At 69.5% G+C, this 23,139-nt stretch carries 23 protein-coding genes; 19 read left to right on the top strand and 4 right to left on the bottom strand.

Annotated elements, in window-relative coordinates:
- Positions 1 to 50 precede the first annotated feature (50 nt).
- Complete coding sequence (locus BM249_RS21520; protein ID WP_177232286.1) at positions 51 to 221, bottom strand: hypothetical protein; 171 nt, start codon at positions 219 to 221, stop codon at positions 51 to 53.
- A 144-nt stretch (positions 222 to 365) separates the two neighbouring features.
- Here BM249_RS21520 and leuD point away from each other — a divergent pair, with 144 nt between their 5' ends.
- The gene (leuD, locus tag BM249_RS00240) at positions 366 to 968 is read left to right on the top strand and encodes a 3-isopropylmalate dehydratase small subunit (RefSeq protein ID WP_091967586.1); all 603 of its coding nucleotides are present in this window, start codon (positions 366 to 368) and stop codon (positions 966 to 968) included.
- A 119-nt stretch (positions 969 to 1,087) separates the two neighbouring features.
- On the top strand, positions 1,088 to 2,278 hold the full coding sequence (locus BM249_RS00235; RefSeq protein WP_091967583.1) for a lytic murein transglycosylase: 1,191 nt from the start codon (positions 1,088 to 1,090) through the stop codon (positions 2,276 to 2,278).
- Positions 2,279 to 2,296: 18 nt separating this feature from the next.
- On the opposite strand, the gene BM249_RS00230 is transcribed toward BM249_RS00235, so the two are convergent.
- Positions 2,297 to 2,752: an OsmC family protein gene (locus BM249_RS00230; RefSeq protein WP_091967579.1), complete on the bottom strand. Its 456-nt coding sequence runs from the start codon at positions 2,750 to 2,752 to the stop codon at positions 2,297 to 2,299.
- A gap of 97 nt (positions 2,753 to 2,849) precedes the next feature.
- A complete protein-coding gene (gene rplS, locus BM249_RS00225; protein ID WP_091967576.1) occupies positions 2,850 to 3,308 on the bottom strand; it encodes a 50S ribosomal protein L19 in 459 nt (152 codons plus the stop codon).
- A gap of 258 nt (positions 3,309 to 3,566) precedes the next feature.
- Here rplS and BM249_RS00220 point away from each other — a divergent pair, with 258 nt between their 5' ends.
- From BM249_RS00220 to BM249_RS00175, 10 genes are all read left to right on the top strand, one after another.
- Entirely contained in the window at positions 3,567 to 4,133 is a 567-nt protein-coding gene (locus BM249_RS00220) for a NifU family protein (RefSeq protein WP_091967573.1), read from the top strand.
- Between the two features lie 254 nt (positions 4,134 to 4,387).
- Positions 4,388 to 5,065 (top strand): tRNA (adenosine(37)-N6)-threonylcarbamoyltransferase complex dimerization subunit type 1 TsaB, encoded by a 678-nt coding sequence (gene tsaB / locus BM249_RS00215; RefSeq protein ID WP_091968275.1) that lies wholly within the window; start codon positions 4,388 to 4,390, stop codon positions 5,063 to 5,065.
- Positions 5,062 to 5,583, top strand: a complete 522-nt coding sequence (locus tag BM249_RS00210; RefSeq protein WP_091967570.1) for a GNAT family N-acetyltransferase — start codon at positions 5,062 to 5,064, stop codon at positions 5,581 to 5,583. The genes tsaB and BM249_RS00210 overlap by 4 nt, the downstream gene beginning before the upstream one ends.
- A 16-nt stretch (positions 5,584 to 5,599) precedes the next feature.
- Positions 5,600 to 6,481 carry a lysophospholipid acyltransferase family protein gene (locus BM249_RS00205; RefSeq protein WP_091967568.1) on the top strand — a complete coding sequence of 294 codons (882 nt, stop codon included), beginning with the start codon at positions 5,600 to 5,602 and terminating at the stop codon, positions 6,479 to 6,481.
- Positions 6,482 to 6,557: 76 nt separating this feature from the next.
- Complete coding sequence (gene miaB, locus BM249_RS00200) at positions 6,558 to 7,898, top strand: tRNA (N6-isopentenyl adenosine(37)-C2)-methylthiotransferase MiaB (protein ID WP_091967565.1); 1,341 nt, start codon at positions 6,558 to 6,560, stop codon at positions 7,896 to 7,898.
- A 107-nt stretch (positions 7,899 to 8,005) separates the two neighbouring features.
- Positions 8,006 to 9,049 (top strand): PhoH family protein, encoded by a 1,044-nt coding sequence (locus tag BM249_RS00195; protein WP_244528525.1) that lies wholly within the window; start codon positions 8,006 to 8,008, stop codon positions 9,047 to 9,049.
- The gene (ybeY, locus tag BM249_RS00190; protein ID WP_091967559.1) at positions 9,046 to 9,534 is read left to right on the top strand and encodes an rRNA maturation RNase YbeY; all 489 of its coding nucleotides are present in this window, start codon (positions 9,046 to 9,048) and stop codon (positions 9,532 to 9,534) included. Before BM249_RS00195 ends, ybeY begins: the two co-directional genes overlap by 4 nt.
- 36 nt (positions 9,535 to 9,570) lie before the next feature.
- Positions 9,571 to 10,677 (top strand): hemolysin family protein, encoded by a 1,107-nt coding sequence (locus BM249_RS00185; protein ID WP_091967555.1) that lies wholly within the window; start codon positions 9,571 to 9,573, stop codon positions 10,675 to 10,677.
- A 25-nt stretch (positions 10,678 to 10,702) separates the two neighbouring features.
- Positions 10,703 to 12,373 (top strand): apolipoprotein N-acyltransferase, encoded by a 1,671-nt coding sequence (lnt, locus tag BM249_RS00180; protein ID WP_091967553.1) that lies wholly within the window; start codon positions 10,703 to 10,705, stop codon positions 12,371 to 12,373.
- A complete protein-coding gene (locus BM249_RS00175) occupies positions 12,370 to 13,542 on the top strand; it encodes a CynX/NimT family MFS transporter (RefSeq protein WP_091967551.1) in 1,173 nt (390 codons plus the stop codon). The genes lnt and BM249_RS00175 overlap by 4 nt, the downstream gene beginning before the upstream one ends.
- 122 nt (positions 13,543 to 13,664) lie before the next feature.
- Here the strand turns inward: BM249_RS00175 and BM249_RS00170 are convergent, their stop codons facing one another.
- A complete protein-coding gene (locus tag BM249_RS00170; RefSeq protein ID WP_091967549.1) occupies positions 13,665 to 15,254 on the bottom strand; it encodes a catalase in 1,590 nt (529 codons plus the stop codon).
- A 154-nt stretch (positions 15,255 to 15,408) separates the two neighbouring features.
- Between BM249_RS00170 and BM249_RS00165 the strand changes: the two genes are divergently transcribed.
- The 7 genes from BM249_RS00165 to BM249_RS00135 all read left to right on the top strand — a co-directional run bounded on the left by BM249_RS00165 (position 15,409) and on the right by BM249_RS00135 (position 23,102).
- The gene (locus BM249_RS00165; protein WP_091967546.1) at positions 15,409 to 16,401 is read left to right on the top strand and encodes a LysR substrate-binding domain-containing protein; all 993 of its coding nucleotides are present in this window, start codon (positions 15,409 to 15,411) and stop codon (positions 16,399 to 16,401) included.
- A 41-nt stretch (positions 16,402 to 16,442) separates the two neighbouring features.
- Positions 16,443 to 17,489, top strand: coding sequence for an AbrB family transcriptional regulator (locus BM249_RS00160; protein ID WP_091967544.1), 1,047 nt, complete (start codon positions 16,443 to 16,445; stop codon positions 17,487 to 17,489).
- 2 nt (positions 17,490 to 17,491) lie between these two features.
- Positions 17,492 to 17,839, top strand: a complete 348-nt coding sequence (locus tag BM249_RS00155) for a diacylglycerol kinase (RefSeq protein ID WP_091967541.1) — start codon at positions 17,492 to 17,494, stop codon at positions 17,837 to 17,839.
- Positions 17,840 to 17,895: 56 nt separating this feature from the next.
- The gene (locus BM249_RS00150; protein ID WP_091967539.1) at positions 17,896 to 18,450 is read left to right on the top strand and encodes a pyridoxamine 5'-phosphate oxidase family protein; all 555 of its coding nucleotides are present in this window, start codon (positions 17,896 to 17,898) and stop codon (positions 18,448 to 18,450) included.
- 101 nt (positions 18,451 to 18,551) lie between these two features.
- Positions 18,552 to 19,049: a GNAT family N-acetyltransferase gene (locus tag BM249_RS00145; protein WP_177232285.1), complete on the top strand. Its 498-nt coding sequence runs from the start codon at positions 18,552 to 18,554 to the stop codon at positions 19,047 to 19,049.
- Positions 19,050 to 19,086: 37 nt separating this feature from the next.
- On the top strand, positions 19,087 to 20,745 hold the full coding sequence (gene ilvA / locus BM249_RS00140; RefSeq protein WP_280142632.1) for a threonine ammonia-lyase, biosynthetic: 1,659 nt from the start codon (positions 19,087 to 19,089) through the stop codon (positions 20,743 to 20,745).
- A gap of 206 nt (positions 20,746 to 20,951) precedes the next feature.
- Positions 20,952 to 23,102, top strand: a complete 2,151-nt coding sequence (locus tag BM249_RS00135) for a methyl-accepting chemotaxis protein (RefSeq protein WP_091967535.1) — start codon at positions 20,952 to 20,954, stop codon at positions 23,100 to 23,102.
- Positions 23,103 to 23,139 lie beyond the last annotated feature (37 nt).

Raw genomic sequence — 23,139 nt, 5'->3', positions numbered from 1 at the left:
CCGGCGCCGTCTCCGCCAACCGGCGGGGGCGGCGTCGCTCGGCCGTGTCTCTATCGGCCCTTGTCGTTGCCCGGCAGGTGCTGGGCATAGGCCTCCCGCTCCTCTTTCTGCTTGATGAGGTCGGCATAGGCTTGGCGCATCTCGGGCGAGACGGAGACCGAGCGCGTCTTCTCCTTCTTGCGTTTCGGCGCTTTCTTGAACTGGTTGGCGGTCTCGGTCATGGGCTCGTTCCGGCTGCGTCCTATCGAATCAGCATAGGACAGGGCGACGACGTTCGCGAGACGCATCCACCGCCGGTTTCGGTGATCGGCGCACGCTGCTAGACAGCCCTCCGATACGGACTCGCACCGGACGGCGCCCGAGCAATGGAAAAATTCACCACCCTGGAGGGCGTCGCGGCGCCCATGCGGATCGTCAACGTCGACACCGACCGCATCATTCCCAAGCAGTATCTCAAGACCATCAAGCGCACGGGCCTCGGCAAGGGCCTGTTCTCCGAGATGCGCTACCGCGACGACGGCTCGGAGAATCCCGACTTCGTCCTCAACCAGCCCGCCTACCGCAACGCCAGGATCCTCGTGGTCGGCGACAATTTCGGCTGCGGCTCCTCGCGCGAGCATGCGCCGTGGGCGCTGACGGATTTCGGCATCCGCTGCGTGATCTCCACGAGCTTTGCCGACATCTTCTTCAACAACTGCGCCAAGAACGGCATCCTGGCGATCACCGTTTCCCCCGAAGACCTTGAGAAGCTCTTCGAGGATGCCGAGCGTGGCGCCAACGCCACCCTGTCCATCGATCTCGAAGCCCAGACCATCCGGGGCCCGGACGGCGGCACCCTGCATTTCGAGATCGATTCCGGCCGCAAGGAGAGCCTGCTCAACGGCCTCGACGAGATCGGCCTGACCCTGAAGCGCGCGCCCGCCATCGATGCCTACGAGGCGAAGCTCGCGGCCCGCGGCTGGGCCTGAGGAGGGCTCCGCGCGCCGTCCGGGCTTCGTGATCGCCGCCGAGATGGTGCGTGCTCATGGTTCGTTTACCCTGAGCACGCCTTAACGGTGGGGAGACTCACCCGCTCCGGAGACCGCCCATGACGCCGCGCGCGACGCTCACCGCCCTCCTCTGCCTCGCGGGGGCCGCCACCGCCCCGGCGGCCCGGGCCGATTTTCAGGATTGCCTCGCCGGTCTGCAATCGCAGGCCGCCGCGCAGGGCATCTCGGCGCAAGCCTTCCGGGCCGCCACCAACGGCATCCAGTACGATCCGAAGGTGCTCGAACTCGCCTCCGCCCAACCGGAGTTCAAGACGCCGATCTGGGACTATATGGCGGCCCTGGTGGACGAGGAGCGCGTGGACGACGGCAAGGCGGCCATGCGGCAGCACGCCCAGGCGCTGGCCAATGCCGAGAGCCGCTACCACGTCGATCGTCACACCATCGCGGCGGTGTGGGGCGTCGAATCGAACTTCGGCAAGAACCTCGGCAAGATGCCGCTGGTGCAGTCCTTCGCCACGCTGATCTGCGCGAATCACCGCCGCAAGGAGTTCTTCAAGGGCGAGCTGATGGCCACCCTGAAGATCATCGAGCGCGGCGACATCGATCCGTCCCGCCTCACCGGCTCCTGGGCCGGCGCCTTCGGCCAGACCCAATTCATGCCCACCACCTATCAGCGCCTCGCCGTGGACGGCGATGGCGACGGGCGCCGCGACCTCGTCGATTCGGTCCCCGATGCCGTCGCCTCCACGGCGAATTTCCTGCGCGTGGCGAAATGGCAGAACGGCCAGCCCTGGGGCTACGAAGTGCGCCTCCCGCGCGGCTTCAACGCCAGTGCTGCGGGCCGCAAGAACCGTCACGCCGTCGCCCACTGGGCCGCCATGGGCGTGACCCGCATCGACGGCCGCCCCCTCACGGGTGACGCGCCCATCGGCATCCTGATCCCCGCCGGTGTCGACGGTCCGGCTTTCGCCGTGACCAAGAACTTCGACGCGCTCTACTCCTACAACGCAGCCGAATCCTACGGTCTGGCCATCGCGGTCCTGTCCGATCGCCTGCGCGGGCGCCCCGGCATCCAGGCCGAGTGGCCCACCGACGATCCGCCCCTGTCCCGCGCCGAGCGCCGCGACCTCCAGACCCGGCTGGCCGCGCGTGGCTACGATGTCGGCGAGCCCGACGGCAAGGTCGGTTCCAAGACCCGCGACGCCATCAAGGACGTCGAGCGCAGCCTCGGCATGCCGGTGACCGGACGTCCCGGCGCGAAGGTGCTGCAGGCCCTGCAGCGGGGATGAGCCGACCCGCCGGCGATGTCAGGCGGCCACCACCACCTCGGTGGTCACTGAATTCGCGATGAAGCAGGCCTCGTGCGCCGCATGGTGCAGTCGGGCGAGACGTTCGGCATCGGGCGTCTCGCCCGACCAGACGATCCGTGGGTTGAGCACCACGCGCGTCACGGCCTGCCGGCCTGGGGCGATCTCGGCCATCGTGCCCTCGGCGTGGTCGCGATAGGCGACCACATGGAGGCCCGCCAGCCGCGCCACGTGCAGGAAACTCAGCATGTGGCAGCCGGAGAGGGCTGCGACCAGCATCTCCTCGGGGTCGACGGCCTCGGCCACGGCCCATTTGCCGACGACGTGCGGTGATGCGGACCCCGGCAGCGTGATCCCGCCGTCGAACGCGATCGTGTGCCCGCGGCTGTAGCGACCCAGCGCGAAATCCTCGCCTTCCGCCAAGCGCCACGACACGTCTGCACTGTAGCTGGCCATCCGCCTCTCCTGACGTGGACCTTTCGTCGGCGGCTCCGAAAACGAAAAAGGCCGGGCGATCCGCCCGGCCTTTCCGTTCGTCCAGGGACGAAAAACCTTACTCGGCTGCGGCGGTCTTCGCGGCGGACTTCGCAGCCTTCTCGGCCTTGCGGGCGTCCTTGTTCGCCTTCGAGGCATCGGCCTTGGCGGCCTTCTCGGCGGGGCGATCGGCGCGTTCGACGATACGGGCGGACTTACCACGACGGTCGCGCAGGTAGTACAGCTTGGCGCGACGCACCTTGCCGCGACGGACGACCACGATGGAGTCGATCAGCGGTCCGTAGAGCGGGAACACGCGCTCGACGCCCTCGCCGTAGGAAATCTTGCGGACGGTGAAGTTCTCGTTGATGCTGCCGCCGGAGCGGGCGATCACGACGCCCTCGTAGGCCTGAACGCGGGTGCGCTCGCCTTCCTTCACCTTGACGTTCACGATGACCGTGTCGCCGGGCTGGAAATCGGGGATGGTCTTGCCGAGCGCAGCGATCTGCTCCTGCTCGAGCTGTTGGATGATGTTCATCGGTCATGTCCTGCCGGTGCGCGCCCGACGATCCCCGGATGGGACCGCGTGCGTCAGGATTTCGGCATCCTGTTTTGAGTTGCCCGGGGCCTTACACGAGGGGACGATGTTTGCCAACCCGGGCGGGCGGTGCGCGATCCGCGCCGCGCAGTTGAGAAAACGCGCCCCGCGGTCCACATGGGAGAGCCATGCCGCAGGAATCCGGCATCACTCCCGGCCGGCCTTGAACCGGCGCAGCGGACGAGGATTTTTCGAACCATGTTCATCCAGACCGAAGCCACCCCGAACCCCGCCACCCTGAAGTTCCTGCCCGGTCGCGTGGTGCTCGACCAGGGCACCTTCGAGGCGCGCGACGCCGAGGCCGCCGCCCGCTCGCCCCTCGCCCAGCGCCTGTTCGACGTTCCGGGCGTGGCGGGCGTCTATTTCGGCCACGACTTCATCTCCGTCACCAAGGCCGAGGACGAGAACCTGTGGCCGCAGGTGAAGCCCGCCATCCTCGGCGCCATCATGGAGCACTTCCAGTCCGGCGCCCCGGTGCTGGCGGCGGGCACGAGCCCGGGCGACGACGACGCGGAAGAGTTCTTCGACCCGGCCGACGCCGAGACCGTGGTGACGATCAAGGATCTGCTCGAGACCCGCGTGCGCCCCGCCGTGGCGGGCGACGGCGGCGACATCACCTTCCGGGGCTACAAGGAGGGCGTGGTCTACCTCGAGATGAAGGGCGCCTGCTCGGGCTGCCCTTCCTCCACCGCCACCCTGCGCCACGGCGTGCAGAACCTGTTCCGTCACTTCCTGCCGGAGATCCGCGAAGTCCAGGCGATCTGATCCGAACGCCGTTGGTTCGTTACGGTCTGGCGGAAAGCGCCCTCGCCCGAACGCCGCCGGGCTTGCCCATTCGGCGACCGCTTTGACCGAGCGGGCGCCGAATGGGGCATCGGCCGGCGCAATCCGGCAACACCGGCCCGCCAATCCAACGGAAACGGCCGCCCCGCTCTGACGAGGCGGCCGTTTTTGTCTTACCATGGCGCCCCCGGCGGGAGGACACTCGGCTCCTGGCGCCGCGCAGTTCGGGAGTGACGTTGCGTATCCTGGCCATCGATACGGCGCTCGACGCCTGCTCCGTCTGCATCGCGACGGACGCATCCGACGATCTCCTCGCCCATGAGTCGATGGTCCTCGGGCGCGGCCATGCCGAGGCCCTGCTGCCCATGATCGAGCGCGTGGTCGCCCGTGTCGATGGCGGGTTCGAGGCCATCGACCGCGTCGCCGTGACCGTGGGACCGGGGAGCTACACGGGCCTGCGCGTCGGCCTGTCGGCGGCCCGCGCCATCGGACTCGCCGCCGGAATCCCCGTCGTCGGCGTCACCACCCTGTCGGCCCTGCTGGCCCCGCTCCTGGCGCTCGGCGGCGCCGGCCTCATCGTCGCCGCCATCGATGCCCGGCACGGCGCCGTCTACCTCCAGGCCATGAGCATGGCCGACGGGATCGTGGTGCCCCCGAGCCTGCTGCCCGTCACGGAGGCGGCCGCACTTCTCGACGGAGACGTGACCCTCGTCGGCTCCGGCGCCCCGGCCCTCGCCGCCGTGCTGAAGGCGCGCGGCCTCGACGTGCGGCTCGCCGGCACGGGCGCGTCCGACATCGCCTGGATCGCGTCCCTCGGCATGCTCGCCGATCCGGCCCAGGCCCTGGCCCGTCCCCTCTACCTGCGCGGCCCCGACGCGCAGCCCCAGGATCACGCGAGGCTCGCCCGCCGATGACGCGACCGCTGGCTCCGTTCTGGCCCTTCGATCTCTGGTCCGCCTGGTGGGAGGCGTGGGGCGGTGCGCCCTACGTGGCGATCCTGCGCGATTCGGGGCAGGCCCGGGCCCTCGCCCGGCTCCATGCCACCGCCTTCGCCCGCCCCTGGGACGCCCACGAGTTCGAGCGCATGCTGTGCGAGCGTTCCACGGAGGCCCATGCCCTGTGGAAAGGCGGCGCCATCCAGGGCTTCGTCCTCTCGCGCCGGGCGGCGGACGAGGCCGAGATCCTCACGGTGGTCCTCGCCCCGGCAATGCGGGGCAACGGCCTCAGCCGGCGGCTCGTCGCCGACCATCTCGCCCATCTGGCGTTTTCGGGCGTGCGCCACGTCCATCTCGAAGTCGACGAAGGCAACGCGCCTGCCCTGAAACTCTATGCGCGCCTGGGCTTCCGGCAGGTCGGCGAACGCACGGGCTACTATGCCCGCGCCGATGGCACCCGCGCCACCGCCCTGACCATGACGGCCGAGTTGGCGTGACGCGTCGGGCGGTCCGATGACGCGCCTCGGCACGATCCTGCGCCTCGCCCTCTGCGCCCTCGCCTTCGCGGCGATGGTCGGGCCTCATCTGCTCAGCCTGCGCTTTGGGCGCGGCCGGCTGGCCGGGCATCTGCCGACCTGGTTCCACCGCGTCTTCCTGCGCCTGTTCGGCGTGCGCGTGACCCAGAGCGGCACCCCGCCAGCACCGGGCGAAGCGGCCCTGGTGCTCGCCAACCACGTCTCTTGGCTCGATATCCTCGTCCTCGGGTCCCTGCGCCCCCTGTCGTTCGTGGCGAAATCCGAGATTGCCGGCTGGCCGGTGATCGGCACCCTGGCGCGGCTCCAGCGCACGGTGTTCATCGACCGCACCCGGCGCACCGCGACCGCCGCCGTCAACACCACCGTGGCCAACCGTCTGGCGGGCGGCGACCTCATCGTGCTGTTCGCCGAGGGGACAACGGGGGACGGCACCCGCCTCTTGCCGTTTCGCTCCTCCCTGGTGGGGGCGGCGCGGGCCGCCATCGATGGATCGACGGGCGGCCCCGAGCGCATCCGCCTGCAGCCCCTGGCCCTCACCTATCCCCGTCGCAACGGCCTGCCCCTGGTGCGCTCCGAGCGGCCGGGAATCGCCTGGTACGGCGATATGGAACTCGCCCCCCACCTCGCCGAATTCTTCGACAAAGGCCCCATCGACGTCCATGTGGTCTGGGGGGCGCCCATCGCGTTCGAGGCCGGCACCGACCGCAAGCGCGCCACCGCCCTGGCGGAAGCCTCCGTTCGCGAGGCCCTGCAGCGGGCGGTCACCGGACGTCCGCCCATGGGCGTGATTTGGGACGGCGCGCGCACGCGGCCCGAAGCCGGGCCGAACGAGGCGGTAACCGGCGTGCCGGCCCTGTAAGCATAGGTCCGGGGGTCGCGACGGCGGGCGTGAACCGTGCTAAGGGCTCAAACGGAAGCGGGTCGGGACCGGACTGTTGAAGAAAGCCTTCGTCAAATCCTACGGCTGTCAGATGAACGCCTACGACGCCACGCGGATGGCGGACGTGCTCGGCGCCGAGGGCTACACCGCCACCGAGACGGTGGAGGAGGCCGATGTCGTCATCCTGAACACCTGCCACATCCGTGAGAAGGCCGCCGACAAGGTCTATTCGGAACTCGGCCGCCTGCGCGTCCTCAAGGGCGAGCGGGCGCAAGCCGGCCAGGACACCCGCATCGTGGTCGCTGGCTGCGTCGCCCAGGCCGAGGGCGCGGAAATCCTGTCGCGGGCGCCCACCGTCGACGTGGTGGTCGGTCCCCAGAACTATCATCGCCTGCCCGATCTCCTGGCCCGGTCGCGCACCAAGCGCGTCGTCGACACGGAATTCCCCGTCGAGGACAAGTTCGATCACCTGCCGGCGCGGCGCACCCTCGGGGCCACGGCCTTCCTCACGGTGCAGGAGGGCTGCGACAAGTTCTGCGCCTTCTGCGTCGTGCCTTATACCCGTGGCGCCGAGGTCTCCCGCTCCGTGGCGGCGATCCGCGCCGAGGCCGAGAAGCTCCTTCAGGGCGGTGCCCGCGAGATCACCCTCATCGGCCAGAACGTGAACGCCTATCACGGCGTCGGCCTCGATGGCGGGGCGGCGACCCTGCCGGACCTGATGCGGGTGATTGCGGACCTGCCGGGCCTCCTGCGCCTGCGCTACACCACCAGCCACCCCAACGACATGGCGCCCGACCTCGTGGCCGCGCATGGCGATCTGCCAGCCCTCATGCCGTTCCTGCACCTTCCGGTGCAGTCGGGCTCGGACCGGGTGCTGAAGGCGATGAACCGCAAGCACACGGCCGACGCCTACCGCGCCCTCATCGCCGACGTCCGCGCTGTGCGGCCCGACATCGCCCTGTCGTCGGACTTCATCGTCGGCTTCCCCGGCGAGACCGAGGCCGAGTTCGAGGAGACCCTCCGCCTCGTCTCGGATATCGGCTTCGCCAGCGCCTACTCGTTCAAGTACAGCCCCCGCCCCGGCACGCCAGCGGCGGAGTGGGCCGACGCGGTACCGGAGGACGTGAAGAACCGCCGCCTCCAGGCGCTCCAGACCCTGCTCGACGCGCAGCGCCACGCCTTCAACGCCTCGTTCGTCGGCGCGACCGTCGACGTGCTGGTCGAGAAGGCCGGGCGCCATCCCGGTCAGGTCGCCGGCAAGACGCCGCACCTCCTCCCCGTTCAGTTCGACGCGCCCACATCCACCATCGGGACCGTGGTGCCCGTGCGGATCGTACGCGCGGGCTCCAACAGCCTGTTCGGCGAGGCCGTCGCGGATGCGGCGGTGGCGGCTTGAGCGGATGGACCGGCCCGATTCGTCCATCAGCGAAGGGAAGTGGCGTGTCAGCATCTGATGGGATCGGCCGGGGTAGCCCGTTGCGCGGGCGCGGCCCGGCGGCACGCATGGGCGAGATCGTCGAATTGGTGGAAGCGTCCCTGACCTTCGACGACAACCGTCTCGCGAGCCTCGTCTTCGGTCAGTACGATCAGAACGTCGCCCATATCGAGCGGCGTCTGTCCGTCACCGCCACGGCCTTGGGCAATCACCTCGTCATCAAGGGCTCGCCCGAAGCGGCGGAAAAGGCCCGCAAGGTGTTCGAACGGCTCTATGCCCGCGTCCGGACGAGCGGCACCGCCCTGACCCTCGGAGACGTCGACGGCGCGATCCAGGAGACGACCCAGCAGGGCACGCTGTTCCCGGCGGCGGAGGTCAGTGCCGAGCCCGACCGGCCGGTCTTCGACCAGATCGCCACCCGGCGGCGCGGCGCCGTGCGCGCCCGCAACACGGCCCAGGACGCCTACATCAAGCTCCTGCGCAGTCGTGAACTCGTCTTCGCCGAGGGGCCGGCCGGCACCGGCAAGACCTGGCTCGCCGTGGGTCATGCCGTTTCCCTGCTCGAACAGGGCCATGTCGAACGCATCATTCTCTCGCGTCCCGCCGTCGAGGCCGGCGAACGCCTCGGGTTCCTGCCGGGCGACATGCGCGAGAAGGTTGATCCGTATCTCCGCCCGATCTACGACGCGCTCTACGACTTCATGGAGGCGCGCCACGTCGATCGCGGCCTGCAGACGGGCGTCATCGAGATCGCGCCCCTCGCCTTCATGCGCGGGCGCACCCTCACCAACGCCGTGGTGCTCCTCGACGAGGCGCAGAACACCACGTCGATGCAGATGAAGATGTTCCTCACCCGTCTGGGCGAGAACTCCCGGATGATCATCACGGGCGATCCGAGTCAGATCGATCTGCCGCCGGGCCAGCGTTCGGGCCTCGTCGAGGCCGTGAACATCCTCGACGGCGTCGAGGGCATCGGCCGCGTCACCTTCCGCGACGTCGACGTGGTCCGCCACGACCTCGTGCGCCGCATCGTCACCGCCTACGAATCGGCCGCCCACGGCGAGCACGAATCCGACCGCAACCCGAACCCCCGTCGCCGGCCCAACGCATGATTCCGACGCCCGAGATCGATGTCGCCGTCGAGGACGAACGCTGGGACACGGTGGTGCCCGATCTCGAAGCCTTCGTGATCCGGGCCGTCTCGGCGGGGCTCGCCATTGCGCCCGACGCGCCACGCGACGCCGTCGAGGTCAGCATCCTGCTCACCACCGACGCGGCCGTGCAGGCCCTGAACAAGACGTGGCGGGGCAAGGACAAGCCCACCAACGTGTTGTCGTTTCCGAGCCCGCCGCAGCCCCCCCATGTGGGAATGGCGCGCCCGTTGGGCGATGTCGTTCTTGCGTATGACACGATGCTGCGCGAGAGTGCCGAGCAGTCGAAGCCGCTCAGCCACCACCTCGCGCACCTTCTGGTCCATGGCACCCTTCACCTCCTCGGTCAGGACCACGAGACGGGCGACGCGGACGCCGAGGCCATGGAGGCCCTCGAGGTCGCGGCCCTCGGCACCCTGGGCGTGCCCGATCCCTACGCCGATTGAGCGGCAGCGCATCCTGCCAATCCAGATCAGAGAGACATGACGAACGATCGAAGTCGCGGCGCGGCCCAGGCCGCGCCCAGCGCGCATGACGGCGAGGCTCAGGCGCGTGAGCCCTGGTACGACCGTCTGCTGCACGTGTTCCACCTGCGTCCGCGCGATTCGTTGCGCGACGACATCGAGGACAGGCTGGCCGAGCCGGATTCGGGCGAGAACGCATTCTCGCCCATCGAGCGGGCCATGCTCAAGAACGTGCTCGGCCTGCACAAGGTACGGGTCGACGACGTGATGATTCCGCGCGTCGACATCGTCGCCGTTTCCATGGACACGACGCTCGGCGAATTGCTCAAGCTGTTCCGCGCGGACGGTCATTCGCGCCTGCCCGTCTACGGCGAGACCCTCGACGATCCGAAGGGCATGGTCCACATCCGCGACTTCGTCGATCACATCGCGGCCCGCGCCGAAGCGGGCGGCCGTCGCGGCGCGGGCGCGCCCATCGAACTGGCGGACGACGTGCCCCTGAGCCCGCGCCGGAACCGGCAATCCCTGGGCAACCTCAACCTCGGCAACGTCGATCTTTCGGTGACCCTCGCCTCGGCCCGCATCCAGCGGCCGGTGCTGTTCGTGCCGCCGTCGATGCCGGCCATCGACCTCCTGGTGCGGATGCAGGCGACGCGCACCCACATGGCCCTCGTCATCGACGAGTATGGCGGCACCGACGGGCTCATCTCCATCGAGGATCTCATCGAGATGGTCGTGGGCGACATCGAGGACGAGCACGACGTGTCGGAAGAGCGCCTCGTGCAGCGCGTCGAGGGCGAGGGTGAGGTGTTCGTGGCCGATGCCCGCGCCGGCCTCGCCGAGGTGTCGGAGGCCAGCGGCGTCGATCTCGTCGCGGCGGTGGGCGAGATGGCCGAGGAGATCGACACCATCGGGGGCCTCATCGTCACCCTCGCGGGTCGGGTGCCCTCGCGTGGCGAACTCATCGCCGGTCCGGGCGACCTCGCCTTCGAGGTGCTCGACGCGGACCCGCGCCGGGTGAAGCGCCTGCGCCTCCAGCGCGGCGATGCCCGGATCGGAGCCGTGGTGCCCCTGGCCCTGCCGCCGCCCGCCGCCAATCCGGGTCTGGAAGCGCCCGCTTCGTGAGCGCGCCCGCGAGGCACGACGCCCGATGAGCCGCACCGAAGCCATGCCGGCCACCATGGCCGCGCCGGGTCTGTTCGCGCTCGTCGCCCAGGGGGTGATGCTGAGCGCGGGCTGGCGCCGGCTGGCCCTCGCCTACGGCGCTGGGGCCGTCGGCGCCCTCGCGATGCCGCCCTTCGGCGCCCTTCCGGCCCTCGTCGTCGCCCTCTGCGTCGCCGTCTGGCTCCTCGACGGGGCCACCACCGGCCGGGGCAGGTGGCAGACCCTGCGCAAAGCCGGCCTCATCGGCTGGGCCTGGGGCTTCGGCTACCTCACGGCCGGGTTGTGGTGGCTCGGCTCGGCCTTCCTCGTCGAGGCGGACGAATTCGCCTGGGCCCTGCCCCTCGGCGTCATCGGCCTGCCGGCCGTCCTCGGCTTGTTCTATGGCGTCGGGTTCGCCCTGGCCCGCCTCGTCTGGTCCCCCGGCGCCGGGCGGATCTTCGCCCTGGCCTTCGGACTCTCGACCTGCGAGTGGCTGCGGGGCCACCTCTTCACCGGGTTTCCCTGGAACACCCTCGGCATGGCGCTGGGTCAGAACCTCTGGCTCATGCAGAGTGCCGCCGGCATCGGCCTCTACGGCCTCACGCTCCTCGCCGTCCTCGTGGCCGCCGCGCCCGCGACGTTTGCCACGGGCGCGACCCTGCGGGCGCGCCTGGGGCCGTCCCTCGCCGCGGGCTTCGTCCTCGCCGCCATGGCGTTCCACGGTCTGACGCGCCTGCCCGAAGGGCCGGATGCCACGGTGCCGGGCATCCGCCTGCGCCTCGTGCAGCCGAACCTGAATCAGGACGTCAAGTTCCGCCCGGAGAACCGGGCGGATATCCTCGACCGCTATATCGAACTCAGCGATCGGGCCGCCGCCCCGGATCGCTCTGGCCTCACCGACGTCACCCACGTGATCTGGCCGGAATCGGCCTTCCCGTTCCTCATTCAGCGCGATCCGGACGCCCTGGCCCGCATCGCCGCCGCCCTGCCGCCGGGCAAGCACCTCATCACCGGCGCGGCCCGGGCGGACACGCCGCCGGAAGTCGGGCGCCCGCATTTCTTCAATTCGATCCTCACCCTGGCGGCGGGGCCGAAGCTCGGTGACACCTACGACAAGGTCCACCTCGTTCCCTTCGGCGAGTACCTGCCGGCCTTCCTGGACGCGTCCCTGCGGGCCCTCCACATCCGGCAATTCGTCGCGGTGCCGGGGGGCTTCACGCCCGGCGACCGGGCGCATCAGCGCATCCTGTCGGTGCCGGGCCTGCCCCCCATCGCCGCCACCATCTGTTACGAGGCGATCTTCCCCGGCGCCATCGTGCCCGAGGCGAGCCCGAACGGTCCGCCGCCGGTGCCGGGCCTCATCCTCAACCTCACCAACGACGCCTGGTTCGGCGACACGCCGGGGCCGCGCCAGCATTTCGCGCAGGCCCGTCTCCGCGCCGTCGAGGAGGGTCTGCCCCTGGTGCGCGACGCCAACACCGGCATCTCGGCCGTGGTCGATGCCCATGGCCGCATCACCGCGAGCCTGCCGCTGGGGGTGGAAGGCGTCCTCGACGCCGACCTGCCCGTGCGCCTGGAGCAGCGCACGGTCTATGCCCGCTTCGGCGACGCGCCGTTTTGGCTCCTCCTCGGCCTTACCCTGCTCCTCGCCATAGCCGCGCGCCGTCGCGTCGCATGACGTCATCGACCGGCGCCTTGCGTCCCCTCCTCCTCGGCCTCGGCATCATGCTCGTCGCCTTCAACATGCGGCCGGCCCTCACCTCCGTCGGGCCGCTCCTCGATGCGATCCGCACGGCCACGGGGCTGGGCAATGTGGGAGCGGCCTACCTCACCACCCTGCCGGTCCTGTGCATCGGCCTCGCCTGCACCCTCGGCCCCGTGGTGATCCGACGCCTCGGCGCAGACCGGGGCGTACTCCTCGCGGTCGCCGTCGTCGCCCTCGGTTCGGGTCTGCGTGGACTCGGCGGTTTGGAACCCCTGTTCATCGGCGCCTGCCTCGCCGCCTTCGGCATCGGGCTCTCGGGCGTGCTGCTGCCGGGACTCGTCAAGCGCGAGTTTCCCGCTCGCGTCGGCCTCATGACCGGACTCTACACCATGGTCCTATGCCTCGGGGCGGCCGCCGGGGCCGGCTTCAGTGTGCCCTTGGCACGCGCGACGGACAGCTGGTCGTTTGCTCTCGGCCTGTGGGGCCTGCCGGCCCTCATGGCCACCCTGGCGTGGATCCCCTTCGCTCGCAGGCCGGATCCGGCCGAACGCGCCGTACGTCGCCGGCCGCTCTGGCGCGATCCCCTGGCATGGCAAGTCACCGGCTTCATGGGCCTGCAATCGTCCCTGGCCTACATCCTGTTCGGCTGGCTGCCGGTGGTGTTGCAGAGCCGGGGCCTCGACGCCACCGAGGCCGGGTTCGTCGCCTCCCTCATGAGCATCGGACAGGCGCCCTTCGCCCTCCTCGTGCCGTCCTTCGCCGCCCGGGCAAAGGATCAGCGCCTCTACGCCGCCGCCCTCCTGGCGCTCGCCGTCATGACGATCCTCGGTCTCGTCTTCGGACCTCTCGCGTTCGCCCTGCCCTTCGGCATGTTGCTCGGCGGCAGCCTCGGCGGTCTGTTCGGCCTCGGCCTCACCATCATCGTCCTGCGCGCCCGCGACACCGCCGGGGCGGCCGACCTCGCCGCCATGTCGCAGAGCGTCGGCTACACTCTCGCCTCCCTCGGCCCCCTCGGCTTCGGCCTCGCCCACGACCTCACCGGCGGCTGGGGTGCCTCCGTCGCCCTGTTCTGCCTCATCGCCGCCGCCGCGTGGCTGTGCAGCCTCGGCGCCGGGCGAAACCGGACCGTCGGCACCCGTTAAGCGCTTCGTCTGGCTCTGCCCGACGCCCGCCGAAGGGATGATCCCTCCAGAATCCCAGACATACGAAAAACCCCGCACGGCCGGGCGGCCATGCGGGGCTGAACGTCGAGACCGCGAAAACCTTATTCGGCGGCGACGCGGTGGGCCTGGCTGCCATCCGTGTAGGTCTCGGCCTGGAGACGCTTGCCCGGGGCGGCGCGCCCCGGCAGGGGCGGCAGGGCCTTGGCCTTCTCCAGATCGATGCCGGCACCCTCGGCGACGCGGCGACCGTAATCCTCGTCGGCATGCCAGAAGTGCCAGACCATCCGCAGCTGGATGGGCTCGGGGCACTGCTTCATGTCGCCGACGAGGTTGGCGATGAGATCGTCACGCTCCCAAGCCTCGAACGAGCGGTAGCGCACGCCCGCCTGGGTGTAGTCGTCCTCGGTGCGCGAGGTCTGGTAGCGGCCGAGATTGCCCGTCACCGGCTGATGGTAGTCCTTCGCCGGCTTCGGCGCCTCACGCAGGCCCTCGGCGAGCGTCGAGGGCTCGTAGTTGATGTGGGCGTTCGGGCCGGTGCCGTCGACGCCGTAGGTCATCTGGCCGTCGCGCTGGTTCGAATAGACCTTCACGCCGGGCTGCGGCGCATTGATCGGCAGCTGGAGGTAGTTGGCGCCGACGCGGTAACGCTGGGTGTCCGAGTAGGACAGCGTGCGCCCTTGGAGCATCTTGTCGTCCGAGAAGTCGATGCCATCCACGAGCACGCCCGTGCCGAAGGCCGACTGCTCGACTTCCGCGAAGAAGTTGTCGGGCACCCGGTCGAGGACCATGCGGCCGACGGGCAGCAGCGGGAACTGATCGACGGGCCACAGCTTCGTGTCGTCGAGGGGATCGAACGACAGGTGATCGTTCGGGCCGTCCGGCATGATCTGCACGCAGAATTCCCACTCGGGGAAGTTGCCGGCCTTGATGTTGTCGTAGAGGTCACGGGTCGCGTGGCCGACATCCTTGGCCTGGATCTCGGACGCCTGGGCCGAGGTCAGATTGCGCACACCCTGCTTCGGCTCCCAATGGAACTTGCAGAGCACGGCCTCGCCCTGGTCGTTGACGAGCTTGTAGGTGTTGACCCCCGAGCCTTCCATCTCGCGATAGTTGGCCGGAATGCCCCACGGCGACTTCAGATGCGTGACCATGTGGATGGCTTCGGGGTGCTGGGCCACGAAGTCGAAGAAGCGCCACGGCTCCTGACGGTTGGTCACCGGATCGGGCTTGAACGCGTGGATCATGTCGGGGAACTTGATCGCGTCGCGGATGAAGAAGACCTTGAGGTTGTTGCCCACGAGGTCCCAGTTGCCGTCGACGGTCTTGAACTTCACCGCGAAGCCGCGCGGGTCGCGCTCGGTCTCGGGCGATTCCTTGGCGCCCGCCACGGTTGAGAAGCGCACGAACATCGGCGTCTTCACGCCGGTCTCGTTGAGGACGCGGGCACGGGTGTACTTGGAAGCCGGCTCGTCGCCGATCTTACCGTAAGCCTCGAACCAACCGTGGGCGCCAGCGCCGCGGGCATGGACCACGCGCTCCGGGATCCGCTCACGGTCGAAATGCGTGATCTTCTCGATGAACTGGTAGTTCTCGAGGGTCGCGGGGCCGCGCTCGCCCACCGTGCGGGTGCTCTGGTTGTCGCGGACCGGATGGCCCTGACGGGTGGTCAGAATCGGGCGTTGATCGCTCATGAGCACTCCTTACGAAAAAACGGACCGGGGATGCGACGTCAGCCAAGCGCGCCGTCCGACGCATCGACCCTGGAATGGTTCTGAGACAGGCTTATGAACCGCCCGCGATCGTTTGGCCAATGCATCGTGGCAAAGGTTCTGATAGATACAGCCTATGAACCTGTCCGGCCTGTCCCTGCGCGATCTCGAATATGTGGTGGCCGTCGCGGAGGAGACGCATTTTGGCCGGGCCGCCGAACGCTGCAATGTCAGCCAGCCGACCCTCAGCGTGCAGGTGCGCAAGCTCGAGGAGGCTTTGGGGATCGTCCTGTTCGAGCGCAGCAACCGCCGGGTGATGCTGACGCCCGCCGGCCAGGGCATCGTCCGGCAGGCCCGGACAGTGCTGGCGGAAGCCCAGCGCCTGCTGGTGCTGGCGAGCGAAGGGCGCGGGGCGCCCCTTACGGGCCGCCTCGTCCTGGCGGCGATCCAGACCCTCGGGCCGTACCTGTTCCCCCTGATCCTGCGCAGTCTGCGCCAGGAATTTCCCCTCCTGGCCCTGGCGCTGAGCGAAGCCCGCACGGCCGAGATTCTGGACGGATTGCGCGATGGGCGGATCGACGCGGCCCTGCTCTCCCTGCCGATCCCGACGGCGGGGCTGGCGGTGTCGCCGCTGTTCATCGAGCCGTTCCTCCTCACCTGCCCCGCCGACCACGCCCTGGCGCGGGGCGGTGCCCTGCGCGCCCGCGATATCGCCGGCCCGGATCTCCTCCTTCTCGACGAGGGCAATTGCCTGCGCGACCAGACGGTAGCGGCCTGCGGTGCCGGCAGCGCCGCCGGGCGCCACGCCACGAGCCTGGAAACCCTGCGTTCCATGGTGGCGGCGGGGGCCGGCTACACCCTTCTGCCGGCGCTCGCCGTGCCGGCCGCCCCCGATCCAAGCGGATTGACCGTGACGCGGGGCTTCGACGTCGATGGCCCCGGCCGTACCGTCGCCCTGGCCTGGCGCGCCAGCGATCCGCGCGGGGCCGGCCTGTCGCACCTCGCCGCCTTCTTCCGCACCCACGCACCCGCCGGCACCACCGCTTGCCGCGACGACGGGGTCCTGCGGCCCGTGCGTGGCTCACGCCCCGCGCGGGATCGCCGTGACAGCGTGGCCGATCCGGTGTAGCGCGCACGGTACTGTTTCCCTCCCCGCTCCGGCCTCCCGCCTTGCCCCATCTCCGGTCCCTCGGCCTCTGGGCGGCCCTCGTGGCGGCCTCGGGCGCCCTCGCGTACGGCCTCAGCCTGGGGCATTTCCCGGCGGCCCTCCTGCTGGGACCGATGCTCGCCGCCATCGCGTTCGGCGTCGGTGGAGCCGGCCTCGCCGTGCCGCGCGCCGGCTTCATGGCCGCCCAGACGATGATCGGCTGCCTCGTGGCCAAGGCCGTGACGACGGAGATCGTCACCACCATCACGGAGGATGGCTGGCTCATCCTCGCCGTGGTCCTCGTCACCGTGCTGGCCGGGGCCGTGGTCGGCTGGACCCTCACCCGCCTGCGCATCCTGCCCGGCACCACCGCCGCCTGGGGCTCTTCGCCCGGGGGGGCCGCCGCCATGGTGGCGATGTCGGAGGAATACGGGGCCGATCCGCGCCTCGTCGCGTTCATGCAATATGTCCGGGTCGTCGCCGTGGTGCTGTCGGCCTCCGTGGTGGCGCGCCTCCTCACCGACGTCTCGGCGCCCCCGGCCCCCGCTCCGGCCACCGCCGCGCCCTTCGCGGTGCTGGCGACCCTCGCCGTCGCGGCCGCCGGCTTCGGCCTCGCGCGCCTTCTACGGCTGCCCGCCGCCGCCCTGATCGGCCCGATGCTGCTCGGCGCCCTGCTGCATGCCTTGGGCCTCGTCAGCATGGCCCTGCCGCTGCCGCTCCTCGACCTCGCCTACGCGACCATCGGCTGGTATGTCGGCCTGCGCTTCCGCCGGGAAACCTTGGCGGAAACCGTGGCGGCCCTGCCCGGCATCCTGGTGGCGACCGTGGGGGTCATCGCCCTCTGCGCCGTCTGGGCCTTCGGTCTCACCTACCTCCTGCCCATCGATCTCCTCACGGCCTACCTCGCCACGAGTCCGGGTGGACTCGATTCCGTGGCGATCATCGCCGTGGGCTCGAAGGCGGACGTGTCGTTCGTCCTCGCCGTGCAGACCCTGCGGCTGTTCGTGGTGCTCATCACCGGCCCGCTGCTGGCCAAGTGGATCGCCCGCGCGGCCCCGACGCGGTCCTGACCATGCTGGCCCTCTACCTCGCCTTCCTGAATTCCTGGCGCGGCCTCGTGCACGGCGCCCGCACGGAACGCGCCGTTCGCCTCGAACTCGTGCTGCTCGTCCTGGGCGTCCCCCTCGGCTTGCTCCTCGGCACGACCCTTTGGGTCCGCGTCGCCCTGCTGGCAAGCCTGCTCCTGATGCTGGCGGCGGAATTTCTCAACACCGCCATCGAGAAACTGTGCGACCATCTCCATCCCGGCCATCATCCGAAGATCGGGATCGTCAAGGATCTGGCCTCGGCCGGGACGTTTTCGGCGCAGGGCATCGCCGCCCTGATCTGGATCGCCGCCTTGATCGAGCGGATCGGCTGAGGCGGGCGCGACAAGTGAGAGCCCCATTGATCTGAATTCCAACCGGCGAGGCTCCGATGGCAATGCAGTTCCCGGCGATCACCGACACGCATCGGGCCTTCATCGAAACCCAGAAGATCTTCTTCACCGGCTCCTGCGCGACGGGGACGCGGGTCAACATCTCACCGCGCTCCACCGCCCATCTGCACGTGCTGGGCCCGAACGCTGTGGCGTATCTCGACCTCACCGGCAGCGGCAGCGAAACGGCGGCCCACGTGAAGGCCGGCGGCGCCCTGACCATCATGCTGTGCGCCTTCGACGGCGCGCCCATGATTCTGCGCCTCTATGGCCAGGGCCGCATCGCGTTCCGGGGGACGCCCGATTACGCGGCCTTCCTCGACCGTTTCCATGGGGGCGCGGAGCCCGCTGGCGCGCGCCAGATCGTCTTTCTCACCGTCGACCTCGTGCAGACGAGTTGCGGCTATGCCGTGCCGTTCTTCGACCATGTCGGCGAGCGCCCCACCCTCGACCGCTGGGCGCAGGCCAAGGGCGAAGAGGGGCTGCGCGCGTACCGGGCCGAGAAGAACACGACGAGCATCGACGGCCTGCCGACGGGGTTTCGCGATTTCTAGTCGGAAACGAATTTCTGGTCTGGCCGATCCCGATTTATGAGCGATGTCGCACCCAGCAACGGTAAATTTCCGGCTCGCACATGTCAAAGTCATCTTTGCGCTTGTCGCGCGTCACCGAAAACAGCTTCGCCGACGTTGAGAGCATTTTCGACGATCTTCGGGCCTATTCGAGATGTGTCGATGGCGTTGATCGGAGAGACGGCGCCGCGACCGAGTTCGTAACGGCTTTGCCTCCCGGGTCTCATGTCCGGAACAAGCATAGTTTCGTCATGTACCGACACGGATCGCCCGTCGGGCTGCTGGACATCATCGCCCATTACCCGGCACCAAACGTCGCCTTCATCGGTCTCTTGGCCGTCCGCGAAAGCCTTCATGGGATCGGCCTCGGTCGCGCGCTCTACGATCGTGCCGAACACCTCATCCGGACCGATCTGCGCGCCACAACCGTACGGATTGCCGTCATCGAGACAAATCCCGCCTGTGGCTTCTGGCGGCGAATGGGCTTCCGAACGACGGGTGAGGTGAAACGCTACGAAGGGCGAGCCGTCACGTCGCACGCCATCCTGATGGAGAAGCCCCTCGCTTCAGCCTCCGAATGAGTGCCCCGAGGGTTGCGGGCGGGCGCCGCACGGGCGGGTGCCTCGCTTCTTGCCCCACAAGAGCCTATGTGCGGGCGAGAGTTTTCCGCACCGCACCACCGCCGGAGCCCGTGACTCCTTGACCGACTACATCCGCAAGATCCTCACCGCCCGCGTCTACGACGTCGCCATCGAGAGCCCGCTGGATCCGATGCCGCGCCTCTCGGCCCGCCTCGGGCGCCCGGTGCTGCTGAAGCGCGAGGATCTGCAGCCGGTGTTCTCGTTCAAGCTGCGGGGCGCGTACAACAAGATGTCGGGCCTGCCCGCCGAGGTCCTGGCCCGGGGAGTCGTCTGCGCGTCCGCCGGCAACCATGCCCAGGGCGTGGCGCTCGCCGCCGCGCGCCTGAATGTGCGCGCCGTCATCGTGATGCCCCGCACCACCCCGGCCATCAAGGTCGATGCCTGCCGGGCGCGCGGCGCCGAGGTGATCCTGTTCGGCGACGCCTTCGACGAGGCCCTTGGGCATGCCCGCGAATTGGAGGCCCGCGACGGCCTGACCTTCCTGCATCCCTTCGACGATCCCGACGTCATCGCCGGTCAGGGCACCATCGGCATGGAGATCCTGACCCAACATTCGGGACCCATCGAGGCGATCTTCGTGCCCATCGGCGGCGGCGGCCTGGCGGCCGGGATCGCGACTTACGTGAAGTACCTGCGCCCCGAGACCAAGGTGATCGGCGTCGAGCCGGACGACGCCGCCTGCATGGCGGCGGCGCTCGCCGCCAATGAACGCGTCACCCTGCCGACGGTGGGCCTGTTCGCCGACGGCGTGGCCGTGCGCCAGGCCGGCGAGGAGACGTTCCGCCTCTGCCGCGAACACCTCGACGGGGTCATCACCGTGGACACCGACGCCATGTGCGCGGCGGTGAAGGACATCTTCGACGACACCCGCGCCATCTCGGAGCCGTCGGGCGCCCTGGCGCTCGCGGGCGCGAAAGCCTACGCGGCGCGCGCGCGCGAGGGGATCGGTACCGATGCTGGGACCGGCACCCTGGTGGCGATCTCCAGCGGCGCGAACCTGAACTTCGATCGCCTGCGCCACATCGCCGAACGCGCCGAGATCGGCGAGGAGCGCGAGATTCTGCTCGGCGTCACGATCCCCGAGCGGCCGGGCGCTTACCGGGCCTTCATCCGGACCCTGGGCCCCCGCGCCATCACCGAGTTCAACTACCGCTCGGCGCAAGGCGGCGAGGCGCATATCTTCGTCGGCATCAACCTGCCGGGCGGGGCAGGAGCGAAGCGCGCCCTCATCGCCGAACTGGCGGCGGCGGGCTACCGCGCCCTCGACATGAGCGACAACGAAATGGCCAAGGTCCATGTCCGCTACATGGTCGGCGGCCGGGCCACGGGTCTGGCCGACGAGCGCCTCTACCGCTTCCAGTTCCCAGAGCGTCCCGGCGCCTTGATGAAGTTTCTCGACGGCCTCGGCGACGGCTTCGACATCACCCTGTTCCACTACCGCAACCACGGCGCCGATTACGGCCGGGTTCTGGCGGGGATCGGGGTGCCGACGACGGAGCGCGCCCGCTTCGACACGGCCATCGAAGCTCTGGGCTATCCCTGCATCGACGAGACCGATAATCCAGCCTACCGGATGTTCCTGGACGATCGATCCAGCCCAACGGAAGCCGCCGGTCTCGTCACCGAGACGGCATGATCGTGCAACCCGAAAACTATACTGCCGCTTCGCGCACAGATTGCAGTCCACTTTACATGAATGGGTAAGCTCGGAACATAATAAGGTCGGCCGAGAACGCCCGAATGCCGATGCTCGGTAGGACGAGACCGGTCGAGCCTTCGCGCGATAAGTCTTTCTTATAAACTTATGTCTATGTTGCCGGCACCCTCCAACGGTGTGCCTTCATGTCCGCTCTCTCCAGCCTCAAAGTCCGCCTCCCCGCCATCACCATCGGCCTCGCCCTCGTCAGCGCCACGGCCCTCGCTGGGTTGAGCTGGTCGTTCGCCAAGTCCGGCCTGGTCGAGGCGGCGCAGGATCGGCTGCAACTTGCGGTGACGGGACGTAAGATCGGTATCGAACTCGTCGCCGAGCGGGCACTCGGCGATCTCGTGACGACGGCGGCCAACCCGCAGATCGCCGGAAACTTCGCGGATCTCGTCGAGGCCCTCGACCCGGCCAAGCCCGACTTCGCCACCACGGTCCAGGCCTATACGAGTGGGGCCAAGCCGGAGGACCGTCTGACGGCCGAAGCGACCGGCACCATGTACAGCCGCCGGCACACGAAGGTGCAGGAGGTCGCACGCAAGCTGATCGAGCGCCCCGGCTACGCCGATCTCCTGTTCGTCTCCGAGGACGGACGCGTCGTCTACACCACCACCAAGGGTGCGGACTTCTCGCACACCCTGTCGGATGCGGAACTGGCCGGAACGGGCCTGTCGCGCCTCATCGAGCGCCTGAAGGCGGCGGATGCCGACGCGACCCTGTACGAGGATTTCTCGGCCTATCCCGCAGGGAGCGGTCCCTCGGCCTTCTTCGGCCGCGCGATCACCCGCCGGGCCAACGTCGCCATGGGCACGGGTCAGGCCGCCTCGCGCGTCGGCTTCGTGGTGATGCGCGTGGCCCCTGTGTTGTTCGACCGGACCCTGTCCGATCGCGGCGGTCTCGGAGACACCGGGCAGGTGGTGGCCGTGGGCGCAGACGGACGCTTGCGCAGTGACCCGCCGCTCCTGGCGACGGTCAAGGCCGGCGCGGAAGCCGCCGCGCTGGGCCTGACCCCGGCCCTGCTGGGTGACCGCAGGCCATTCTCCTATGCCGTCGCCGAAGGCAACCGCATGGCCGCGACGGAGAAGGTTTCGGTCATGGGCTCCCCCTGGACCCTCGCGGCGACGCAATCCGAGGACGAGATCCTGCAATCCGTCGGAACGCTGACGCAGGCCCTGATCTACGTCTCCCTCGGCATCCTGGTCGTGACCTCGATCTTCGGCCTGCTGTTCGCACGCAGCATCGTCCGGCCCCTGACCGACCTCACCCGCGCCCTCCGCGCCCTCGCCCACCGCGAGGTCCTGGCCGAGGTACCCGGCGCCAAGCGCGCCGACGAGATCGGCGAGATCGCCCGGGCCGTCGTCACCATCCGTGACATCTCCCTCGAAGACGCCGCGCGTCAGTTGCAGACCACGGAAGCGGCGCGGATGCGTGAGGAGGCCGATCGCCGTGTCCTGCTGGCGAACCTCGCCGACGGCTTCGAGCGGTCCGTGGGTCGCATCGTCGACACGGTTTCGCAGGCCGCCTCGGGCCTCAACACGGCCTCCGACCGGATGATCACCACGGTCGCCGGCACCGCCCAGCGCTCCGGCTCCGTGGCCACCACGGCCCATGAGACCGCCGAGAACGTCAACGCCGTCGCGGCGGCGGCCGAGGAACTCGGCGCAACCGTGGAGGAGATCGGCCGCCAGATCGAGCAGGCCGCCGACGTGTCCCGCACCGCCGTGGGCGAGGCCGACCGCACCGCCGAGACCATGCGCCGCCTCTCGGCCGCCGCCGCCCGCATCGGCGACGTCGTCGGGATGGTGTCGCAGATCGCCGGTCAGACCAACCTGCTGGCCCTCAACGCCACCATCGAGGCGGCCCGGGCCGGCGAGGCCGGGCGCGGTTTCGCCGTCGTCGCCGCCGAGGTGAAGAGCCTCGCCGAACAGACCACCCGCGCGACGGTGGAGATCGGTCAGCAGGTCGAGGCGATCCAGTCCGCGACCGGTGAAGCCGCCGGCGCCATCCAGGGCATCGCCACCCGCATTCAGAATATGAGCCAGGTCACCGGCAGCATCGCGGCGGCCGTCGAGGAACAGGGCGTGACCACCCAGGAGATCGTCCGCAACATGGGGCAGGCTTCCGCCGGCACCGGCGCGATGACGCAGGATATCGCCGCCGTGGCCGAGTCGGCCGAGGATGCCGGGCGTTCGGCTGGACAGGTGCAGCAGGCCGCCGCCGACCTCGCACGGCAATCCGAAACCCTGCGGGCCGAGGTCGATCAGTTCCTCGCCACCGTTCGGGCCGCCTGATCGCGCATCCCGCGAGCATGACCGGCGGCCCGGGACA

Source organism: Methylobacterium gossipiicola, assembly GCF_900113485.1.
GTDB lineage: Bacteria > Pseudomonadota > Alphaproteobacteria > Rhizobiales > Beijerinckiaceae > Methylobacterium > Methylobacterium gossipiicola.
Note: the sequence above shows the minus strand (reverse complement) of the source record. Positions and strands in the feature narration are given on the sequence as shown.